This window comes from Pseudarthrobacter sp. GQ63 (assembly GCF_059758765.1).
Window position 1 is genome coordinate 175,766 of sequence record NZ_JCAXEF010000001.1, and the last position, 18,080, is coordinate 193,845.

The 18,080-nt window shown below is 68.2% G+C and carries 16 protein-coding genes; 9 read left to right on the top strand and 7 right to left on the bottom strand.

The features are described 5' to 3' along the window. Positions 1–190 precede the first annotated feature (190 nt). The 6 genes from AC6CHP_RS00880 (at position 191) to AC6CHP_RS00905 (ending at position 6,605) form a co-directional block, all read left to right on the top strand. Complete coding sequence (locus AC6CHP_RS00880; RefSeq protein ID WP_498228291.1) at positions 191–1,345, top strand: ABC transporter substrate-binding protein; 1,155 nt, start codon at positions 191–193, stop codon at positions 1,343–1,345. Positions 1,346–1,372: 27 nt separating this feature from the next. After that, complete coding sequence (locus tag AC6CHP_RS00885; protein ID WP_104184437.1) at positions 1,373–2,098, top strand: ABC transporter ATP-binding protein; 726 nt, start codon at positions 1,373–1,375, stop codon at positions 2,096–2,098. After that, the gene (locus tag AC6CHP_RS00890) at positions 2,088–3,035 is read left to right on the top strand and encodes an ABC transporter permease (RefSeq protein WP_188727237.1); all 948 of its coding nucleotides are present in this window, start codon (positions 2,088–2,090) and stop codon (positions 3,033–3,035) included. The genes AC6CHP_RS00885 and AC6CHP_RS00890 overlap by 11 nt, the downstream gene beginning before the upstream one ends. Positions 3,036–3,136: 101 nt before the next feature. Beyond that, positions 3,137–3,586 (top strand): SRPBCC family protein, encoded by a 450-nt coding sequence (locus AC6CHP_RS00895; RefSeq protein WP_498227810.1) that lies wholly within the window; start codon positions 3,137–3,139, stop codon positions 3,584–3,586. A 181-nt stretch (positions 3,587–3,767) separates the two neighbouring features. Next, positions 3,768–5,039: a uroporphyrinogen-III C-methyltransferase gene (gene cobA, locus AC6CHP_RS00900; protein WP_188727241.1), complete on the top strand. Its 1,272-nt coding sequence runs from the start codon at positions 3,768–3,770 to the stop codon at positions 5,037–5,039. Between the two features lie 99 nt (positions 5,040–5,138). Further along, complete coding sequence (locus AC6CHP_RS00905) at positions 5,139–6,605, top strand: FAD-dependent oxidoreductase (RefSeq protein ID WP_498227813.1); 1,467 nt, start codon at positions 5,139–5,141, stop codon at positions 6,603–6,605. A gap of 120 nt (positions 6,606–6,725) precedes the next feature. Here AC6CHP_RS00905 and AC6CHP_RS00910 read toward each other — a convergent pair whose 3' ends face one another. Genes AC6CHP_RS00910 through AC6CHP_RS00920 form a run of 3 tightly spaced genes read right to left on the bottom strand, consistent with a single transcriptional unit; the run spans position 6,726 to position 9,131 of the window. Continuing rightward, positions 6,726–7,979, bottom strand: a complete 1,254-nt coding sequence (locus AC6CHP_RS00910) for an SRPBCC family protein (RefSeq protein ID WP_498227815.1) — start codon at positions 7,977–7,979, stop codon at positions 6,726–6,728. 30 nt (positions 7,980–8,009) lie between these two features. Beyond that, positions 8,010–8,837, bottom strand: a complete 828-nt coding sequence (locus AC6CHP_RS00915; protein ID WP_188727246.1) for a DUF1206 domain-containing protein — start codon at positions 8,835–8,837, stop codon at positions 8,010–8,012. Positions 8,838–8,840: 3 nt separating this feature from the next. Then, the gene (locus AC6CHP_RS00920) at positions 8,841–9,131 is read right to left on the bottom strand and encodes a hypothetical protein (RefSeq protein WP_188727249.1); all 291 of its coding nucleotides are present in this window, start codon (positions 9,129–9,131) and stop codon (positions 8,841–8,843) included. Between the two features lie 153 nt (positions 9,132–9,284). On the opposite strand from AC6CHP_RS00920, the gene AC6CHP_RS00925 reads away from it, so the two are divergent. Continuing rightward, complete coding sequence (locus AC6CHP_RS00925) at positions 9,285–9,821, top strand: hypothetical protein (protein ID WP_188727251.1); 537 nt, start codon at positions 9,285–9,287, stop codon at positions 9,819–9,821. A 99-nt stretch (positions 9,822–9,920) separates the two neighbouring features. Here AC6CHP_RS00925 and AC6CHP_RS00930 read toward each other — a convergent pair whose 3' ends face one another. The 3 genes from AC6CHP_RS00930 to AC6CHP_RS00940 form a co-directional block, all read right to left on the bottom strand. Further along, on the bottom strand, positions 9,921–11,153 hold the full coding sequence (locus AC6CHP_RS00930; protein WP_498227818.1) for an AI-2E family transporter: 1,233 nt from the start codon (positions 11,151–11,153) through the stop codon (positions 9,921–9,923). A gap of 117 nt (positions 11,154–11,270) precedes the next feature. Further along, on the bottom strand, positions 11,271–11,951 hold the full coding sequence (locus AC6CHP_RS00935; protein ID WP_191034771.1) for a FadR/GntR family transcriptional regulator: 681 nt from the start codon (positions 11,949–11,951) through the stop codon (positions 11,271–11,273). 5 nt (positions 11,952–11,956) lie between these two features. Continuing rightward, on the bottom strand, positions 11,957–13,267 hold the full coding sequence (locus tag AC6CHP_RS00940; protein WP_498227820.1) for an MFS transporter: 1,311 nt from the start codon (positions 13,265–13,267) through the stop codon (positions 11,957–11,959). A gap of 143 nt (positions 13,268–13,410) precedes the next feature. Here AC6CHP_RS00940 and AC6CHP_RS00945 point away from each other — a divergent pair, with 143 nt between their 5' ends. Further along, positions 13,411–15,003, top strand: coding sequence for a CYTH and CHAD domain-containing protein (locus AC6CHP_RS00945; protein ID WP_498227822.1), 1,593 nt, complete (start codon positions 13,411–13,413; stop codon positions 15,001–15,003). Positions 15,004–15,015: 12 nt separating this feature from the next. Here the strand turns inward: AC6CHP_RS00945 and AC6CHP_RS00950 are convergent, their stop codons facing one another. Next, positions 15,016–16,452, bottom strand: a complete 1,437-nt coding sequence (locus tag AC6CHP_RS00950; RefSeq protein WP_498227824.1) for a PucR family transcriptional regulator — start codon at positions 16,450–16,452, stop codon at positions 15,016–15,018. A gap of 168 nt (positions 16,453–16,620) precedes the next feature. Between AC6CHP_RS00950 and AC6CHP_RS00955 the strand changes: the two genes are divergently transcribed. Further along, positions 16,621–18,051 carry a gamma-aminobutyraldehyde dehydrogenase gene (locus AC6CHP_RS00955; RefSeq protein ID WP_498227826.1) on the top strand — a complete coding sequence of 477 codons (1,431 nt, stop codon included), beginning with the start codon at positions 16,621–16,623 and terminating at the stop codon, positions 18,049–18,051. The last annotated feature ends 29 nt before the right edge of the window (positions 18,052–18,080 follow it).

An 18,080-nucleotide genomic window follows, 5' to 3' on the forward strand; every position in this document is an offset into this window, starting at 1 on the left:
GGCCGCGCGCGTTCGCCGGAACGGTGCCACGGCGCCGGAGCGGAACGGCGAGCGGGCACCGTTCCGGCGACCCCGGCGGATGGCGTCCGAATATGACGCTAGATGAACCTGCGTGACCCCCCGTTTCCGCGTCATTGAACGGGTTTGGGGCACTCCCTATGGTGAAACAATGACTAGTTCCAAGCCCGGGATGACCCGCATCGTGGCAGGCGAAAGCGCGGTACCCAAGCGCAAGCGTGCCATCGAGGCTGCCCTGGCCATCGGGCTGGTCCTGCTGATCGCCGTCGGCGCCGTGGTGGCCTCCACCGTTTCACGCAACACGGAGGCGCAGGCCGCTGAACCCACGCCCGCCGCCGAGCTTAAACTGGGCTACTTCGGCAACGTCACCCACGCCCCGGCCCTGGTGGGCATCAAGCAGGGCTTCCTGGCCGAAGCCCTGGGCAGCACCGCGCTCAGCACCGAGACGTTCAATGCCGGGCCCGCGGCCATCGAGGCCCTGAACGCCGGTGCCATCGACGCCGCCTACATCGGCCCCAACCCGGCCATCAACTCCTTTGTCAAGAGCCAGGGCCAGTCCGTGCGCATCATCGCCGGCGCCGCCGCGGGCGGTGCGCAGCTGGTGGTCAAGCCTGAGATCGACTCCGCCGCGGACCTTAAGGGCAGGACCCTCGCTTCCCCGCAGCTCGGCGGCACCCAGGATGTGGCCCTCCGGTCCTGGCTTGCCTCCGAGGGGTACCAGACCAACGTGGACGGCAGCGGCGACGTGGCCATCAACCCCACGGAGAATGCGCAGACGCTCAAGCTGTTCCAGGACGGAAAGCTCGACGGCGCGTGGTTGCCTGAGCCATGGGCCTCGCGGCTGGTGCTCCAGGCCGGAGCGAAGGTGCTGGTGGACGAAAAGGACCTCTGGGACGGGACCGCCACGGGCAAGCCCGGCGAGTTCCCCACCACCGTCCTGATCGTGAACCAGAAGTTCGCCGCTGACCACCCGGACACCGTCAAGGCCCTTCTGGTCGGCCACGCGGAGTCGGTGGCCTGGCTCAACGAAGCCCCCGCCGAGGAAAAGGCAAGCGTCATCAACTCGGCACTGCAGGAATCTGCCGGGGCAGCCCTGGCCGATGACGTCCTGGCCCGGTCCCTGGCCAACATCACGTTCACCCTGGACCCGCTGGCCGGAAGCTACCCGCGGCTGCTGGAGGACGGCGTCGAGGCCGGCACCACCAAGCAGGCCGACATCACCGGCCTCTTCGACCTCCGGCCGCTCAACGAGGTTGCCGCCGGCGCAGACCTTGCCGGCGCGGACACCAGCAGCAAGATTTCAGCAGCCGGCCTCGGCCAGGACTGATCCACCCACCAACTTAAGGACGGCACCATGCCAGTCGTACTGGAACACCTGGGCAAGCGCTTCGGCGACGGCGCCCCGGTACTGGACGACGTCAACGCCACCATCGGGAAGGGCGAGTTCGTTGCCCTCCTCGGTGCCTCCGGCTGCGGCAAATCCACCCTGCTGAACATCATCGCGGGACTGGAGCCGCCGTCGTCGGGCGCCCTGGAGGTGCCCAGCGACGGTGCCGCCTTTATGTTCCAGGACGCCGCGCTGTTCCCCTGGCTCACCGCCCGGGAGAACATCGAACTGGCCCTGAAACTCCGCGGCGTTGGCAAGGCAGACCGCAAGGCCAAGGCCCAGGAGCTGCTGGAACTGGTGCACCTGGGCGCGGCGGGGGACAAGCGCCCGCACGAGCTTTCCGGCGGCATGCGGCAGCGCGTGTCCCTGGCGAGGTCGCTCGCGCAGGACCGGCAGCTGCTGCTCATGGACGAGCCCTTCGCCGCCCTCGACGCCATCACCCGCGACCTGCTGCACGATGAACTGGAGCGGATCTGGAAGGAAACCGGCCGCACCATCGTCTTTGTGACCCACAACGTCCGCGAAGCCGTCCGGCTGGGCCAGCGCGTGCTGCTGCTGTCCTCCCGCCCCGGCCGCGTGGTCCAGGAATGGGCCGTCACCGAGGAACACCGCACCGACGCCGGGCTCGCCGGCCAGCTGACCGGGGTCATCACCGCCCGGCTCCGGGAGGAGATCCGCCGCCATGCCAAGTAACCCAACGCCCCTGGCTGAAGCTTCCGCCGAACCCGCCGAACCCCGGCACATCCACGCCGCACTCACCCGCACCTCCACCGGCAACGAGGACCTGCGGGAACTCGAGTCCGGGCTGGACTCCCTGCAGTCCGACGCCGCCCGCAAGAACCGCATCGACTGGAGCCGCATCCTGCTGCCCATCGCCGCACTGGTGGTGCTGGTTCTGATCTGGCAGTTCTACGTCTCGCTCGGCCTGAAACGGCGCGACCTGGTGCCAGGCCCGCTGGATGTCGCAGCGCAGGTGGGCGTCCTCTGGAACGAAGGCAAGCTCCAGGAAGCCGTGTGGACATCACTGCAGCGCGGGCTGGTGGGCTTCCTGATTTCGGTGGCCATCGCCACGCCCGTGGGCCTCCTGCTGGCACAGGTCGCGCCGCTGCGCCGGGCCTTTGGTCCGCTGATTTCCGGGCTTCAGGTGCTGCCGTCGGTTGCCTGGGTCCCGGCTGCCATCATCTGGTTCGGCCTCACCGATGCCACCGTGTACTTCGTGGTGTTCATGGGCGCCATCCCGTCCATCATCAACGGCCTGATTTCCGGTGTGGACCAGATCCCGCCGCAGTACCGGCGCGTGGGCACCGTCCTGGGTGCGTCCCGGCTGGAGATGGCGCTGCAGATCATCCTCCCCGCCGCACTGCCCGGCTACCTGGGCGGCCTGAAGCAGGGCTGGGCCTTCTCCTGGCGGTCCCTCATGGCCGCAGAAATCATCGCCGTGGGCGGCACCATCGGCTTCGGCCTGGGTTCCTTGCTGGACCAGGGCCGGATCCTTTCCGACATGACGGTGGTGATGTCGGCGATCCTGCTGATCCTCGCCGTCGGCATCCTGATCGAACTGCTGGTCTTCGGGCCCATCGAAAAGCGACTCCTCCGCAGCCGCGGGCTCCTGGCCGGCAGCACCCGCTAAGCACCCCCGCCTTACGCACCCCGCAAAGCCCGACGCCGCCTCCCGCCGTCGGGCTTTGCCGCGCCCGCCGACCCACATGAGCAAGGTGGCAGACTGGCCCCATGACCGCCAGTTTCGTGTGCCGCACCCAGAGCTCCCTTCCGCCGGAGCGGCTGTTCGACCTGGCCCGCAGCGTCGACGCCCACGTGGAGTCACAGAAGGGCTCGGGGGAGCGGGCGGTGGCCGGGGTGACATCAGGGCTGATCGGCGAAGGGCAGGAGGTCACCTGGCGGGCGCGGCACTTCGGGCTTCCGCTCACCATGACCAGCCGCGTCACGCAGGTGGACTTCCCCCGCAGCTTCACTGACGAGCAGGTCCGCGGCCCGTTCAGGTCCTTCCGCCACGTCCACGAATTCGAGGCCACGCCCGGAGGCTGCATCATGACGGACCGGGTGGAGTTCACGGCGCCGTTCGGGCTCCTGGGCCGCGCTGCCGGGAAGCTGGTCCTGCAGCCTTACCTGCAGCGGCTCATCCGGGACCGCGGGCGGTTCCTGGCCGGCATCAGCAGCTGAACCGGGGCACATTGACACGGACTCGCCGGAGATCTCGGTGTCCACGGTCCTGACCCCCGCCAATGTGCCCCAGGACCGCGGACGACGGCGGTCCCGCGCCATTGTGACGCAGCGTTACCTTACGTGAACTGGTGTTGCTGCGCCGTTGTTGGCACATGTGAGGCCGCCCTACCGTTGATTCATGGCAATTCAGGATATCTACCCCACGGCGCTGCGCCTCCTTGGGCGCCCCGTGCTGGTGGTGGGCGGCGGCCCCGTTGCAGCCCGCCGCGCCAAGGGGCTGCTCGACGCCGGTGCACGGGTCACCGTCGTGGCGCCTGTTGCCTCCGCTGCGCTCCGGGAACTGGCCGACGCCGGCCTCCTCACCTGGGAGCCGCGCACCTACCTTCCCTCCGACGTCGACGGCGTGTGGTTCGTCCAGACGGCCACCGGCGATTCCGCCGTGGACGCGCAGGTCTCGGCCGACGCCGAGGCGCAGCGCGTCTGGTGCGTCAACGCCTCCGACCACGAAGCGTCTGCAGCCTGGACTCCCGCTGTTGCCGAAGTGGACGACGTCAAGATCGCCGTGAACGCCGGGGGAGACCCGCGCCGCGCCATGGCCGTCCGCGACGCCGTTGCCACCGCACTCGAAACCGGCGACCTTCCGCTGCGCCGCCGCCGGGCCCACCGCGGTTCCGTGGCGCTGGTGGGCGGCGGACCCGGCGACACCGGGCTGATCACCGTACGCGGCCGACGCCTGCTCGGCCAGGCCGACGTGGTGGTGGCAGACCGCCTTGGCCCCCGCGAACTCCTCAACGAACTTGCCCCGGACGTCCGCGTCATCGAGGTGGGCAAGACCCCCGGCCACCATCCCGTGCCGCAGATGGACATCAACCGCATCCTCGTCGAGGAGGCCCTCAAAGGTCACCGCGTGGTCCGGCTGAAGGGCGGGGATCCCTACGTCCTGGGCCGCGGCGGCGAAGAGGCGGAGTACTGCCGGCAGCACGGCGTCGAGGTCGAAGTGGTTTCCGGTGTCACGTCCGCAATCTCCGTTCCGGCGGCCGCGGGAATACCCGTCACGCACCGGGGCCTCGCCAAGGGCTTCAGCGTGGTGACCGGGCACGAGGAGCTCTCCGAGGTTCCCGCCCGGGCCGACCACACCATCGTCCTGCTGATGGGCGTGGGCCAGCTGCGCGAATCCGCGTCCGCCCTGGGCAAAGCCGGCCTGCCGGCGGGGACGCCAGTTGGTATCGTGGAAAACGGCTATTTGCCGGACCAGCGCGTGACCATTGGCACGCTTGGTTCCATTGCGGACCAGGCGGAAGCCGCCGGCGTCGCAAATCCCGCAGTCATTGTCATCGGCGACGTTGTGCGCGTGAGCCCCTTCGCGCCGTCGCACTTCAAAACCGCTGACTACAGCACCACCACCCCGAACAGCCCCCGTACCAGCAAGCCCCGAGTCCTCACCACCTAGCCACCACCCAACTAGGTAGCAGCAGATGTCGTTATGAGCCCTCAAAACGACATCAACTGCTACTTAGTTGGGCCGGATCGAAGAAAAAGGAACACAGCCGTGTCATCAAGCACCACCGTAGGTTCTGCCGATCGTCCGCTGCGCGTCGCCGTCGTGGGCTCCGGCCCGGCAGGCGTCTACGCCGCCGACATCCTCACCAAGAGCGAAGCCGTCAAGAGCGGCGAGCTGACCGTGAGCATCGACCTCTTTGACCGCTACCCGGCACCCTATGGCCTGATCCGCTACGGCGTGGCCCCGGACCACCCCCGCATCAAGGGCATCGTCAATGCCCTGCACAAGGTCCTGGACCGCGGCGACATCCGGTTCTTCGGCAACGTGGACTACGGCACAGACCTCACCATCGAGGACCTCCGCACCCACTACGACGCCGTCATCTTCGCCACCGGCGCCATCAAGGACGCGGACCTGAACATCCCCGGCATCGAGCTGGAAGGCTCCTTCGGCGGCGCCGACTTCGTCTCCTGGTACGACGGCCACCCGGACGTCCCGCGCGAATGGCCGCTGGACGCCAAGGAAATCGCCGTGATCGGCAACGGCAACGTGGCCCTGGACGTGGCCCGTGTCCTCTCCAAGCACGCCGACGACCTGCTGGTCTCCGAAATTCCGGACAACGTCTACGCCGGCCTGAAGGCTTCCCCGGTCACGGACGTGCACGTCTTCGGCCGCCGCGGCCCCGCCCAGGTGAAGTTCACCCCGCTGGAGCTGCGCGAGCTGTCCCACTCCAAGGACGTGGACATCATCCTGTACCCGGAGGACTTCGAGTTCGACGAGGAATCGGACCGCCAGATCCAGAGCAACAACCAGACCAAGACCATGGTGGGCACGCTCACCAACTGGATCGCCGAGCAGCCCGAGGACCTCTCCGAGCTGAAGGCTTCCCGCCGCCTGCACCTGCACTTCCTGCACAGCCCGGTGGAGATCTATGACGACGCCGAGACGCCGGGCAAGGTGGCCGGCATGCGGTTTGAGCGCACTGAGCTGGATGGCACGGGCAACGCCCGCGGCACCGGCGAGTTCGTGGACTACCCGGTCCAGGCCGTGTACCGCGCCATCGGCTACTTCGGTTCGGCCCTGCCGGAGATCGAGTTCGACCACACCAAGGGTGTCATCCCGAACGACGGCGGCCGCGTCCTGGACGCCGCCGGCACCCACGTGCCGGGCATCTACGCCACCGGCTGGATCAAGCGCGGCCCCGTGGGCCTGATCGGCCACACCAAGGGCGACGCCCTGGAGACGGTCACCTACTTGCTGGAGGACCGCGAAGACCTGCCGGTTGCCAGCGTTCCCGACGCCGACGCCGTGGTGGAACTCCTCGACGCCCGCGGCGTGCAGTTCACCAGCTGGGAAGGCTGGCTGGCGCTGGATGCCCACGAACTGGCCCTCGGCGCAGCCGCCACCGAGGCCGGCGGTTCGCACGGCGTTGAGGTCAAGCGTGAGCGCATCAAGGTAGTGCCGCGCGAGGACATGGTGAACATCTCCCGCGACGGCGTGGCCGCGCAGGTCTAGGCAGACTCACCACCCCGGGGCCCTGCGTGCCAGTCCTCTGATGGACCGGCATGCAGGGCCCCGGAGTTCTTTAAACCCTGGGGTGTACTTTGACACTGGGGCTTCGTTAACCCTGCCGGGCTATTTCCCGGCGCCGCCCGCGGCCATCAGCTCGAGCCGCCGCAGGGTTTCCCGGTTCCGCACAGCGATCAAGGGGTCGCGCAGGAACTTGGGCACCATCTTGCCCGGACCGCGGACGGCGTCCTCGGAGATGGTGACCTGGCATTGCCCGCCACGGTCCTCCAACGTAATGACGACCTTCGCCTCGCCCATGGGCCAGCCGCGGGCGACCACTTCCAGCCGGCGGCCCGGCTCGACGGCGGTCACCTGGGAGCTGTCGTCGATCACCAGCGGCCATCCGCCCACGGAGTGATGGAGGCGTGATCCTGCTTCCGGCCACCGGTCGTCCACGGCACGGATCCGGGAGGTGCCCACCACCCAGCCGGAGTAGAGCCAGCCGTCGGCGATGACCCTCCACACATCGGCGGCGGGGGAGTTGAACAGCTGGGACACGGTGGACATGGTGTTCCTTTCTGTAGCGGCGAGGCTCGTCCCGCCCGGCGTAGGGCCTGCGGGTGGGGATGATGCGGAGGCGGAAGGTGCGACGGCGGGAGGTGCCGGCCGCTGCGCTGCCCGGTAGGAGTGTTCCCTTAGGCGGCGGGTCCAGGCGTAGGTCTGGGCTCCTGGCGGCTGGTTCTCGAGGGGATTGAAGCGCAGGGGAGTATCCGCCGGTTCCGGTTCTGCCCGCAGGCGGAGTTCGCCGCATTCGTGCCAGGACCCCGTGGGTTTGGCCCAATAAAGGTGCAGCACCCATTCCCCGGTTGTCAGTGGGCCGGCCGGCAGCCCGCTTGTCCGCAGCCCCAGCAGCACAGGTCCTTTGCCGCCCCGGTACGGCATGAGTGTTGTGAAGGTGGCGCTGGCAACGTCCAGTTTCGGCTGGAGCAGGAACCTGCCCGGAAGCCGCCAGCCGGTGGAGGCGAAGAGTACGTCCGTGATGCCGTCCGGGGATGGTGTGACGCGCAGGGCCAGGCCCAGGATGTCCGGAAGCTGCTGGGGCAGCCCAACGGATCGCGAAAACCGGGCCCTGACGGGGTCAACGCCGGGCGTATCGAGCCACTCCAGCCCGCTTGTAGCCCCGGTGCTGCCGGTCCTGGCCAGGTGTCCTGCCAGGCCGATGCCCTGCGGGTGGATGGGCCGGTCCGGCCGGGCCAGCTTCAGCATCCGGAACATGCCGGCGAAGGCGCGGCCGGCCGCCTCCGTGACGGCGGGGGTGGCGTCTCCCGGTGCGGCACTGTGGCCGCCGGGGGTTTGGTCGTGCGCTGCGGAGTGCGTCATGGTTCCTTCGTACCCCGAATCCGGCCGGAACTACATTCGGCCGAACCGTGACCGGACCAGGGCGAAAATTCCGTAAGCGATGAATCCGGCGCCGATGGCCACCAGCAGGGTCGGGCCGAACGGGTGGTCCCGCAAAGCCTTGAGGCTGCCGTCCAGCCCGGTGGACTCCTCGGCGTTGTGCTTGGCGGCGGCGATGACGAAGAGCAGCCCGGTGAGGAACAGGGCTACCCCCTTGGCGATGTGGCCGGCAACGCCAAGGGTGTCGATCAGCCTGCCGCGCCGGGTGCCGTCAAAGTGGAAGAGCTCTTCCTTGAATCCGCGCCGGACGCCCTTGACCACGAAGTAGATCCCGATGCCAATGATTGTCAGGCCCAGGGCCACGAGTGCCCACAGCCCCACCGGTGTGGTCATCAACGAGGCGCTGAAATCCCGGGTGCTTTCGCCGGAGTCCCCGCGCATCCCCACGGCGAAGCCCGCGAAGCTGAGCCCCACGCTGGTGTAGGCGATGGCCAGGAAGCCCGAGGAGATCAGCTTGGACAGCCGCTCCTTCCGCGGCAGGGGGCGTGCCCGCAGCGTTGCCTCGCTCGCCTGCCACAACCCCAGGCCGAAGCATGCCAGCACGCAGGACCACATCACTGCCGGACCCCACGGGTTCGCGGCCAGCTGCTCGATCGCGCCCGTAGGCTCCGCTTCCCCGGGCTGTCCAAACGCTACGGCGATGGCGATGAAGCCAATGATCACGTGCAGCAGGGCCATGACGGCGAAGCCGGCCCGGGCCAGGACGTCCAGGGCGGGGTGGTTGGAGGCCTGCTCGACGGCGTCGGCGGCCTGGCTGATGGTGGATTCCCCGTCCGACATCCGTCAGCCGTTCATTGGCCCTTCGGCACGCAGCTTGTCAGCACCCGGTCCCTCCACGTGCACGGTGCAGCGGACCACAAGCTTGCCCGGCGCGTTGTCCAGTTCCACGAGGGAGTCATCGGCACTGAGGACCGTAAACACCTGGGAGTCAGCCACGACGGAAACCCCTTTGGCCTTTGCGGTTTCCCGGGCATTGGCCAAGGCCTCGTCCTGCAGTTTTCCTACGTATGCGTCCTCTTGTTCCCGCGCCGGATCACCAAATGCCCAGCCGAACAGCGTCCCTGTGTTTCCCATGGCCACGATATTACGCGTTCCGCCCGCGGAAGACGGGCTTTCGTAACATTAGTAAGTGTGCTTACCATGGGCGGACCATGACCTTGATGGGACACGGCAAGTGAAGTCCGCAGGCGCGGCACCTTAGGCAGCTCAACGATAGGAATGCACACCATGGCAGGAAATCTTATTGCCCGTTCAGTTCACGATCTCACGGCAGCGGCCTGGTTCGGCGGATCCCTCATGGGCGCCATCGGCTTGAACGGTGCGGCAGCCGAGGCGAAGGACCCGTCCGAGCGGACGCGGCTCTCCAGCGCCGGCTGGATGAAGTGGGCGCCGTTCCAGACGGCAGCATTTGCCTCGCACCTGGTGGCGGACCTCGCCATCGCCTGGGAGAACAAGGGCCGCATCGCCAAGCAGGACGGCGTGGCGAGGGACACCGTCATCAAGACCGCGGTCACCGTGGTGGGCGCCGCGGTGACCCTGTACTCCGGCATCCTGGGCAAGAAGGTGGAGAAACTCGCTGCCGAAGGCGCCCAGGGGGCCACCGAACCCCGGCCGGACGCCTCTGACGAACTGAAGGCTGCCCAGCAGCAGCTGAAGATGCTCCAGTGGGCCATCCCGGCCTTCGCAGGCGCCGTGATCGTCCTTGGCGCCAAGCACGGCGAGATGCAGCGGCCCAAGAATGTGTTCGCGGGCCTCCGCTCCTGACGCAGCAGGGCTGTCCCGCAGCTGAAGCAACACACGCACGACGACGGTCCGGCACCCGAGTGCCGGACCGTCGTCGTGCGTGTGCCCCGCGCTAGGGGGTTAGATCGGTTTCGTGCCGGCCGGCGGGAGGTCTGGGTTCATGTCTTCAAGGTGCGGGTCTTCGGCCGTCCACACCTGGATGATGGCCCAGGTGACGGCCGCCAGCGGCACGGACAGGACCGCGCCGACGATACCCGCCAGGATGGTGCCGGCCGTCAGGGCCATCAGGATTACCAGGGCGTGGAGCTGGAGCGACTTGCCCATGACCACCGGCTGGAGGAGGTCGCCCTCCAGCTGGTTGACCGCGATGACCACGGCCACCACGATCAGGGCCACCACGGGCCCGTTGGCTACCAGGGCCACGAGGGCGGCGAGGATGCCCGCCACCGTTGCACCCACCAGCGGAATAAAGGCGCCGAGGAAAACGATGATGGCCAGCGGGAAGGCCAGCGGCACCTGCATGATCAGCAGTGCCGTGCCAATGGCAACGGTATCCACCAGGGCCACGATGGCGGTGCCGCGGACGTAGCCGCCCAGGACCTCAAGGGTGCGGCTGCCCACCCGGCGCAGCTTCGCTTCGCGGGCCCCATTGAAGGGGCGCAGGAAGAAGTTCCAGATCTTGGCCCCGTCCTTGAGGAAGAAGAACAGGATGATGACCATGAGGCTGGCGCCCGCAATGAACTCCGTGACCATGGACAGGCCGGTGATGGCACCGGAGCGCACCTGGCTGCTGGTGGCAAAGTCGATGATTCCCTGCCGCGCCTCGGCAAGCTGCTGCTGGTCGATGGGAATCGGGCCTGTCAGCAGGAACCGTTCGAACTCGTCCAGTCCCGACGACGCCTGCTGCGCCAGTTCGCCCCACTGGCTGCGGACCGAGAAGTAGATCACCGTGCCAACGCCTCCCAGCACCAGCAAAAGCCCGATGAACGCGATGCCCGTGGCCAGTCCGCCGCGCATTCCCCGGCGGCGGAGCATGTTCACGAACGGGCCGATCGCGGCGGCCAGGATCAGCGCTATCAGGATGGGAATCACCAGGAGCTTGATCTGCATCAAGGCGTAAATGGAGACCACCGCCACGGTGAGGATCAGCAGTAGCTGGGCCGAACGGATGCCCACCCTGCCCAGGCCGTCACCCCACAGCTGGGAGGGGGACTTGATGTCCCGGGGGACCCTGGTGGCCGGGCGCTGCGCCTGCGGCGTCGCTGCCAAGTCCGTCCCGGGTGAATCCGTCCCTGCCGGTTGCGCGGGCTCTTTGCCCAACTGGTGGTTGGTCAGGCGTGATGATCGCGCCATGGAAACTCCTCATCGTCAGCGGTGCCTGCAGCGCCGTGATGGGGGGCGCGCAGGACTACCTTCTTCAGATAGTAAGCCTACTGACCGATTAAGCCCTGAAGAAACTTCATGGCCGCACTATCCGGCCAGCCACTCCGCGCAGGAGTTCAGGTTCCGGTCAACGGTGGCGACGGCGGCGTCCTCGTCGCGCGCTTCGATGGCATCCGCCAGGAGGTCGTGGCCCTCGTGCGGGCGGCCGTCGAAGCCGGGGCGCCGCTGCTGCTTGAGGAGGTCCTGGTGGAATGCGCTGCCGAAACTGAGGTACAGCTCGTGCAGCAGGGGATTGCCGGAGGCCTGCGCCACCCGTTCGTGGAACCCCCAGTCCGCCCGCGCCCACGCCTCGTAGTCTCCCCGCGTCCAGGCCTGGTCCCGGGCGGCGAGGAGGGCACGCAGGGCCGTGACGTCGTCGGCCGTTGCATGGCGGGCCGCCAGTCGGGCAGCCTGGGTGTCCAGGCCCAGCCGGACTTCAAGGATGTGCTGCTCGGTGTGGTCCTGGTACATGCGCCGGGCAGCGCCGGACAGTTCGCTGGTGGCGCGGACATAGGTGCCGTCGCCGCGCCGCACCTCCAGCATCCCGCTGTGGGCGAGGGCCTTGATGCCTTCGCGGAGGGTGCCGCGCGAGACCCCCAGGCCGGCCATCAGCTCAGGCTCGGACGGGATGCGCTGGTGAAGGGGCCATTCGCCGGACTGCACCATGGCGCGCAGTTTGGCAGTGACCTCGTCAGCGAGCGGGGGGCGGGCGGAAGGACTCAGTGCCATGGCTGCTACTTCCTTCCAACCGCGTTGGTCATGGCCTTGCCCGTGATCAGGTGCGCCACCACGATCTGGGCCAGCGCCAGGGCAAGGAGGAGCAGGAGGGGAAGGGTCCAGCCGCCGGTGGCACTGTGCAGCAGCCCCATGCCGAACGGCCCCAGGGTGGCCAGCAGGTAGCCCGTGGACTGCGCCAGCGTGGACAGTGCCGTGGTTTCGGCGGTGCTCACCCCGCTGCGGCTGATCATCACCATCACCAGCGGGAAGATGCCCAGGCCGAACCCCAGCAGGGCGGCAGGAACAGCGGCCAGCCCCACCGGCAGGATTAGCAGCGATGCCAGCCCGGCCACCATGGTGATGCTGACCAGGTAGAACGCGGGCCGCAGCATCCGCGGCCGGGAACCGATGGCGATCAGCACCATACCCGCCGGGACGGAGACAAGCTGCATCAGCCCGAACATGAGTCCGCTGTCCGCAGCGCTCAGGCCCATGGTGGTCAGCATGTACGGGAACCAGCTCAGCAGGGCGTAGGCGAGCAGGGCCTGGAGCGTGAAGATCGCGGTGAGGAGCAGCCCTTTGCGGGTCCGCAGCAGCGGCCAGGGGGAGATCCGGCGCCCAGTTGCCCGGGGACTGTGCCGGTGCGCATGCAGGGCCACGGGAAGGAAGCCCAGGAGTGCCGCCACGGCGGTGATGCCAATGGCGCCGACGGCGGCCGAGGGCGAGCCGAGTGCCTGCGCCAGCGGCACCACCGCGACGGCGGTGACTGTGGCGCCCGTGGTCATGGTCACCGTGTAGACGGCGGTCATCAGGGACGTCCGGTGGGCAAAGTGTTCCCGGATGAAGGAGGGCATGGCAACGTTGCAGACGGCCAGGCCGGACATGCCCAGCACGCTGCCGGCCACCAGCATGCCGGTGGCGGGAATGCCGCGCAGGAGCAGTCCGCCTGCCAGCATGGCCAGGGCCACCAGGATCGCCTTCTCCACACCCAGCCGGCCCGTCAGCCAGGACGTGCCTGCCCCGGCAAGCGCGAAGCACAGCGTTGGAATGGACGGGATGATGGCAGCCACCAGCGTGCCGTAACCCAGCACCGACTGCAGGTTGTGCAGCAGTGCCGATGCTCCGGTGATGCCCGCCCGCAGGTTCAGTCCGATGAGCACCAGCGCAATGACACCGAACACGACGGCGGACCGGGGCTTGGCCTGGCCCGTTGCCGTTGCGATTCCGGTCGCCGTTCCCGTTGTCGGCGCCGGGGTGGGGACGGGGGCTGCGGCGGCCGGAGCAGGGGCCGGCGGCGCTTGGGCGGCGGGAGGGTGCGGGGCGGACATCCCACAAGTCTAAAGGTTAGACGTTTGATGTTTGCGGTTCTGTGGCCAAGCTCTCCCGGCTTCGCGGCGGAGGGCAATAGACTGCCAGCGGGAGCCCGGACGCCATGGTCCGGACCCGTGCGCGGATGCGGAAGGGACAGCTTGTGAAGGCTTCGCAGGGACTTGAGATCGAAAAGAAGTACGACGTCGACGACGACGCCGCCGTGCCCGCGCTGGACAGCCTTCCCGGCGTGGCCAGGGCGGGGGCACCCCACACCGCCGTCCTGGAAGCCGTCTACTTCGATACCGCCCGGCACATCCTCGCGTCCCGCCGGATCACCCTTCGCCGCCGCACGGGCGGATCCGACGCAGGCTGGCACTTGAAGCTGCCGCCGCTGGAATCCGGCGGGACCGCAACAGAACCCCAGCAGCGGCGGGAACTGCACGCCCCGCTGGGACAGCCCGGCGTGGTGCCGGACAGCCTGCTGGTCCACATCCAGGCGTACCTCCGCGGAGCGGCCGTGGCGCCGGTGGTCCGGCTCGAGACCAGGCGCACCACCCACGCCCTTTACGGCGGGGACGGCGTGCACCTGGCGGACCTGGCCGATGACCGCGTGACGGCGGAGCGCCTGCACCCGGGACAAGGAGAAGGCGCAGGGCCCGGCGGGCAGCAGCAGTGGCGCGAGTGGGAACTGGAACTTGTCCACGGCGGGCCCGAGCTCTTTGCCCCGGCTGAGGAACTGCTGGTGCAGGCCGGCGCACGCCCCGCGGGCCACGCCTCGAAGCTGGCCCGCGCCCTCGGCGGCGAAGCGGGCGGCCGAAGCGTTCACGACGGAAGCACCCAGGACGGAAGCACCCCGGACCTTGCTGCCGGCAGGAAAGCGCCAGCGGCCGCCGTCGTCACCGTGTATGTCGCCGCGCAGATCCAGGAAATCCTGGCCCAGGATCCGGGGGTTCGGCTGGAGGAACCCGAGTCCGTGCACAATATGCGGTCAGCGGTCCGGCGGATCCGTTCCGCGCTCGCGGCCTACCGCAAGCTCTACTCCGCCCGCCCGGTGCGGCATGTGCGGGACGAACTGAAGTGGCTGGGCCAGGTGCTGGGCGGCCCGCGGGACGCCGAGGTCCTGCTGGACAGGCTCCGCGGGCACCTGGGTGAACTGCCGCCGTCCCAGGGGGTTGCCGCCGCCAGTGACCGGGTGGAGCGCAAGGTGGGCGGCGCGTTCGACGACGGGTACCGGCAGCTCCAGGAGGCGCTGCGTTCGGACCGCTACTTCCGGCTCCTGGGCGACCTCGAGGCCTTCCGGGACGCCCCACCGGTCCGGCCGGAGGCCGTGGCGCGGGGCCGCCGGGAGTCCGCGAAAGCAGTGGACAAGTCCGCCAGGCGGCTGCGGCGCTCGCACAAGGCGGCAACGCGTGCCAGGCGTGGGACGGACCACGAAAACGCCCTCCACCAGGTACGCAAGAATGCCAAGCGGCTCCGGCATGTGGCGGAAACGGCAGCCCTGGTGCGCGGCAAGCGCGCCCGCAAAGTGGCCAAGGCGGCGCAACGGCAGCAGAAGATCCTGGGCGACTTCCATGACGCCGTGATAGCCCGCGACCTGCTGATCACCGTGGGCTCGCGCCAGGAGCAGACAGCGGCGGCCGCGGTCTTCGCTGAGCTGGAGAACCGGCAGGACGAACTGATGAAGGACGCCGAAGCCAAGTACCGGAAAGCCCGCAGGAAATCCCGCGAGCTGCTGCGCCGCGGCGTCCTTTGATGCCAGGGCCGGCTACTTGAGCTGCCGTGCGCCCAGCCGGGCCACGGCCAGGGCCAGCCAGAGCTGGACCCGGTCCGTGGTGACGGCGGGGTCGTACCCGGTCAGCTCGGTGATCTGCGCCAGCCGGTAGCGGACCGTGTTCCGGTGCAGCGTGAGCTCCTCCGCCACCGCGGCCACGGAGCCGTTGTTGTTGAGGTAGCTCTCCAAGGTGGTCATCAGTTCCGAACCGTGCGTGGCATCGAAGGTCCGCAACGGGTTCAGGGACTCGTTGGCCATGTCAGCCAGCGGCACGTCCTCGCTGGCCAGCAGCAGCGACGTGAGGCTCAGCCGCTCCGGTTCGTTGACGGGCAAACCGTGGCTGGCGGCATCCCGGGCCTCGAAGTAGCTCCAGCGCAGGCCGTTCGGCTTGGTGTACGCCCCGCCGATCCCGATGGTCGCATGGAGGCCCGCCTCGGCGAGGTGGTCACTCAGCTTGCGGGCCAGCGCAGGTGCGCCGCCGCCGTCGTCATTAATCACCAGCACCAGGTCCTTGCCCACGACGGCGGCCACGGCGTTCTCCAGTTCGCGCGGCACGGAGGTGCTCACCAGCGCTTTGTTGTGTGCGGCGGACACGGCCAGCAGCACCACGTTCTTGCGGGTGCTGTTCACGCCCACGCCCGCCAGGCGCCGCTGGGCTTCGCTGGTTTCCAGGGCCCCGTGGATCACGTCCTCGAGGACCTGGCCGCACAATGCCCGCTGGGCCTGGCGCTGCTTGACCATGTTGTTCAGCTCCACGCTGATCAGGTTTTGGGCGTAGCCTATGATGCCTGAATCCTCGAAGGGCTGGCGGACCCACAAAGTACAGGCGTCCCGCCGGCCGGTGGGGACGGGGTAGGAGGACCAGGTGTCCGCCGAGGGAGGTTCGCTGCTGCTGTTGTAGAGCTGGGCCGTGAACTGGGTCAGGGCAACGTCGGTGCGCAGCATGCCGCCCAGGTGCTTGAGCAGCTCGGAGAGCCCGCCGCCGGTGAGCAGTGCCCGTGCCAGCACCTGGTGCCCGGCGATCAGCCGTTCAAGCTTCGCGTAGTGGTCTGCGGACTGGGCATCGGCCACCAGCTTGCCGATGGCGATGAAGGGCGTCTCGTAGGGGACCTCCACCACGGGCAGTCCCCAGCGGTTGGCTTCCGCCAGCAGGGCCGGGGGGACTGCCTCGTGAGAGAGCCCTACGCCGAAGCCAATGCCCACCGCCCCGGCCCGCTGCACCTGCCGGACAAAGCGCCGCTGTTCCGGGGCGGACCGCAGGCGCAGGCCGGTGGTGAGGATGAGTTCACCGCCGTTGATGAAGCGGTGCGGATCCTCCAGCTCGGTCACTGCCACCCAGTTGATGTCCTGGTGCCAGGTGGTTTCCGCGAGCCCGGCTTTGGTCAGCTTCAGGGAGTTCACACCCAGGAGGGCGGCAAGGGAAATGGCCATGGATCAAGGATAAAGGGGCGCTGGGCAACCGCACTAAACAGGTTCAGGAAGGGTGTGCAGGTGGCTATTCACTGCGCAGGGGCGCTGGCATAGGCTCTAGGCAGTTCCATCCCTCCGCCCTGAATTCCGCCCGGGCGCGGACGGCCCCTACGAAAGAGGTTGCACACCGTGGTCCAAACCTTGCAGAACTTCATCAACGGGAAGTTCGTCACTCCTGCCGGCACTGCCCTGCTGGACATCGTGAACCCCACCAACGGCGAGGTCGTGGCGCAGTCGCCCGTCTCGGTGCAGGCCGATGTGGACGCTGCCATGACCGCGGCCAAGGACGCCTTCACAACCTGGAAGCACGCCACCCCGGGCCAGCGCCAGCTCATGCTCCTCAAGCTCGCCGACGCCGTCGAGGCCAACAGCGATGAACTCGTGGAAGCCCAGCACCGCAACACTGGCCAGGTGCGTTCGCTGATCGCCTCGGAGGAAGTGGCCGCCGGCGCCGACCAGCTCCGCTTCTTTGCCGGCGCGGCGCGCATCCTCGAGGGCAAGTCCGCCGGTGAATACTTCGAGGGCCACACCTCCTACGTCCGCCGCGAGCCCATTGGCGTCGTGGCGCAGGTGGCACCCTGGAACTACCCGTTCCTGATGGCCATCTGGAAGATCGGTCCCGCACTGGCGGCCGGCAACACCGTGGTGCTGAAGCCCTCGGACACCACGCCTGAATCCACCCTGGTCCTGGCCCGCCTGGCCGGTGAGATCTTCCCGGCCGGCGTCCTGAACGTGGTGCTGGGCACCGGCGAGACCGGCGCCATGATGGTTGACCACAAGGTCCCCGGCCTGGTGTCCATCACCGGCTCCGTCCGTGCCGGCATTGCGGTGGCCTCGGGTGCGGCCAAGGGCCTCAAGCGTGCGCACCTGGAGCTTGGCGGCAAGGCTCCCGCCATAGTGTTCAAGGACGCCGACATCAAGAAGAGCGCGGCGGCGATTGCCGAATTCGCGTTCTTCAACGCCGGGCAGGACTGCACGGCCATCACGCGGGTGCTGGTGGAGGATTCCGTGCACGACGACGTCGTGGCGGCCATGGTGGAGCACACCAGGACCCTGCACACGGGCTCGCAGAACGACGAGGACAACTACTTCGGCCCGCTCAACAACATCAACCACTTCAATGCCGTCAGCTCCGTGGTGGAAAACCTGCCGGAGAACTGCAAGATTGTCACTGGCGGCCACCGGGCGGGGGAGAAGGGCTACTTCTTCGAACCCACCATCGTCACCGGTGCCAAACAGACCGACGACATTGTCCAGAAGGAAACCTTTGGACCCGTCATCACGGTGCAGAAGTTCAGCACCGAGGAAGAGGCCGTTGAGCTGGCGAACGACGTTGACTACGCCCTGGCCTCGAGCGTCTGGACCAGCAACCACGGCACGGCCATGCGGCTCAGCCGGGACCTCGATTTCGGTGCCGTCTGGATCAACACCCACATCCTCCTTACAGCCGAGATGCCCCATGGCGGTTTCAAGCAGTCCGGCTACGGCAAGGACCTCTCCATGTACGGCGTGGAGGACTACACGCGCATCAAGCACGTCATGTCCGCCCTCGACGCGTAACCGCGCCTTCCATTTCGACCGCACCAAAT

Bases quoted from the DNA above. Each gene is read 5' to 3' on its own strand.
- AC6CHP_RS00880 (WP_498228291.1), top strand. From the start codon at position 191: ATGACCCGCATCGTGGCAGGCGAAAGCGCGGTACCCAAGCGCAAGCGT.
- AC6CHP_RS00885 (WP_104184437.1), top strand. From the start codon at position 1,373: ATGCCAGTCGTACTGGAACACCTGGGCAAGCGCTTCGGCGACGGCGCC.
- AC6CHP_RS00890 (WP_188727237.1), top strand. From the start codon at position 2,088: ATGCCAAGTAACCCAACGCCCCTGGCTGAAGCTTCCGCCGAACCCGCC.
- AC6CHP_RS00895 (WP_498227810.1), top strand. From the start codon at position 3,137: ATGACCGCCAGTTTCGTGTGCCGCACCCAGAGCTCCCTTCCGCCGGAG.
- cobA (WP_188727241.1), top strand. From the start codon at position 3,768: ATGGCAATTCAGGATATCTACCCCACGGCGCTGCGCCTCCTTGGGCGC.
- AC6CHP_RS00910 (WP_498227815.1), bottom strand. From the start codon at position 7,979: ATGACGCACTCCGCAGCGCACGACCAAACCCCCGGCGGCCACAGTGCC.
- AC6CHP_RS00915 (WP_188727246.1), bottom strand. From the start codon at position 8,837: ATGTCGGACGGGGAATCCACCATCAGCCAGGCCGCCGACGCCGTCGAG.
- AC6CHP_RS00920 (WP_188727249.1), bottom strand. From the start codon at position 9,131: ATGGGAAACACAGGGACGCTGTTCGGCTGGGCATTTGGTGATCCGGCG.
- AC6CHP_RS00925 (WP_188727251.1), top strand. From the start codon at position 9,285: ATGGCAGGAAATCTTATTGCCCGTTCAGTTCACGATCTCACGGCAGCG.
- AC6CHP_RS00930 (WP_498227818.1), bottom strand. From the start codon at position 11,153: ATGGCGCGATCATCACGCCTGACCAACCACCAGTTGGGCAAAGAGCCC.
- AC6CHP_RS00935 (WP_191034771.1), bottom strand. From the start codon at position 11,951: ATGGCACTGAGTCCTTCCGCCCGCCCCCCGCTCGCTGACGAGGTCACT.
- AC6CHP_RS00940 (WP_498227820.1), bottom strand. From the start codon at position 13,267: ATGTCCGCCCCGCACCCTCCCGCCGCCCAAGCGCCGCCGGCCCCTGCT.
- AC6CHP_RS00950 (WP_498227824.1), bottom strand. From the start codon at position 16,452: ATGGCCATTTCCCTTGCCGCCCTCCTGGGTGTGAACTCCCTGAAGCTG.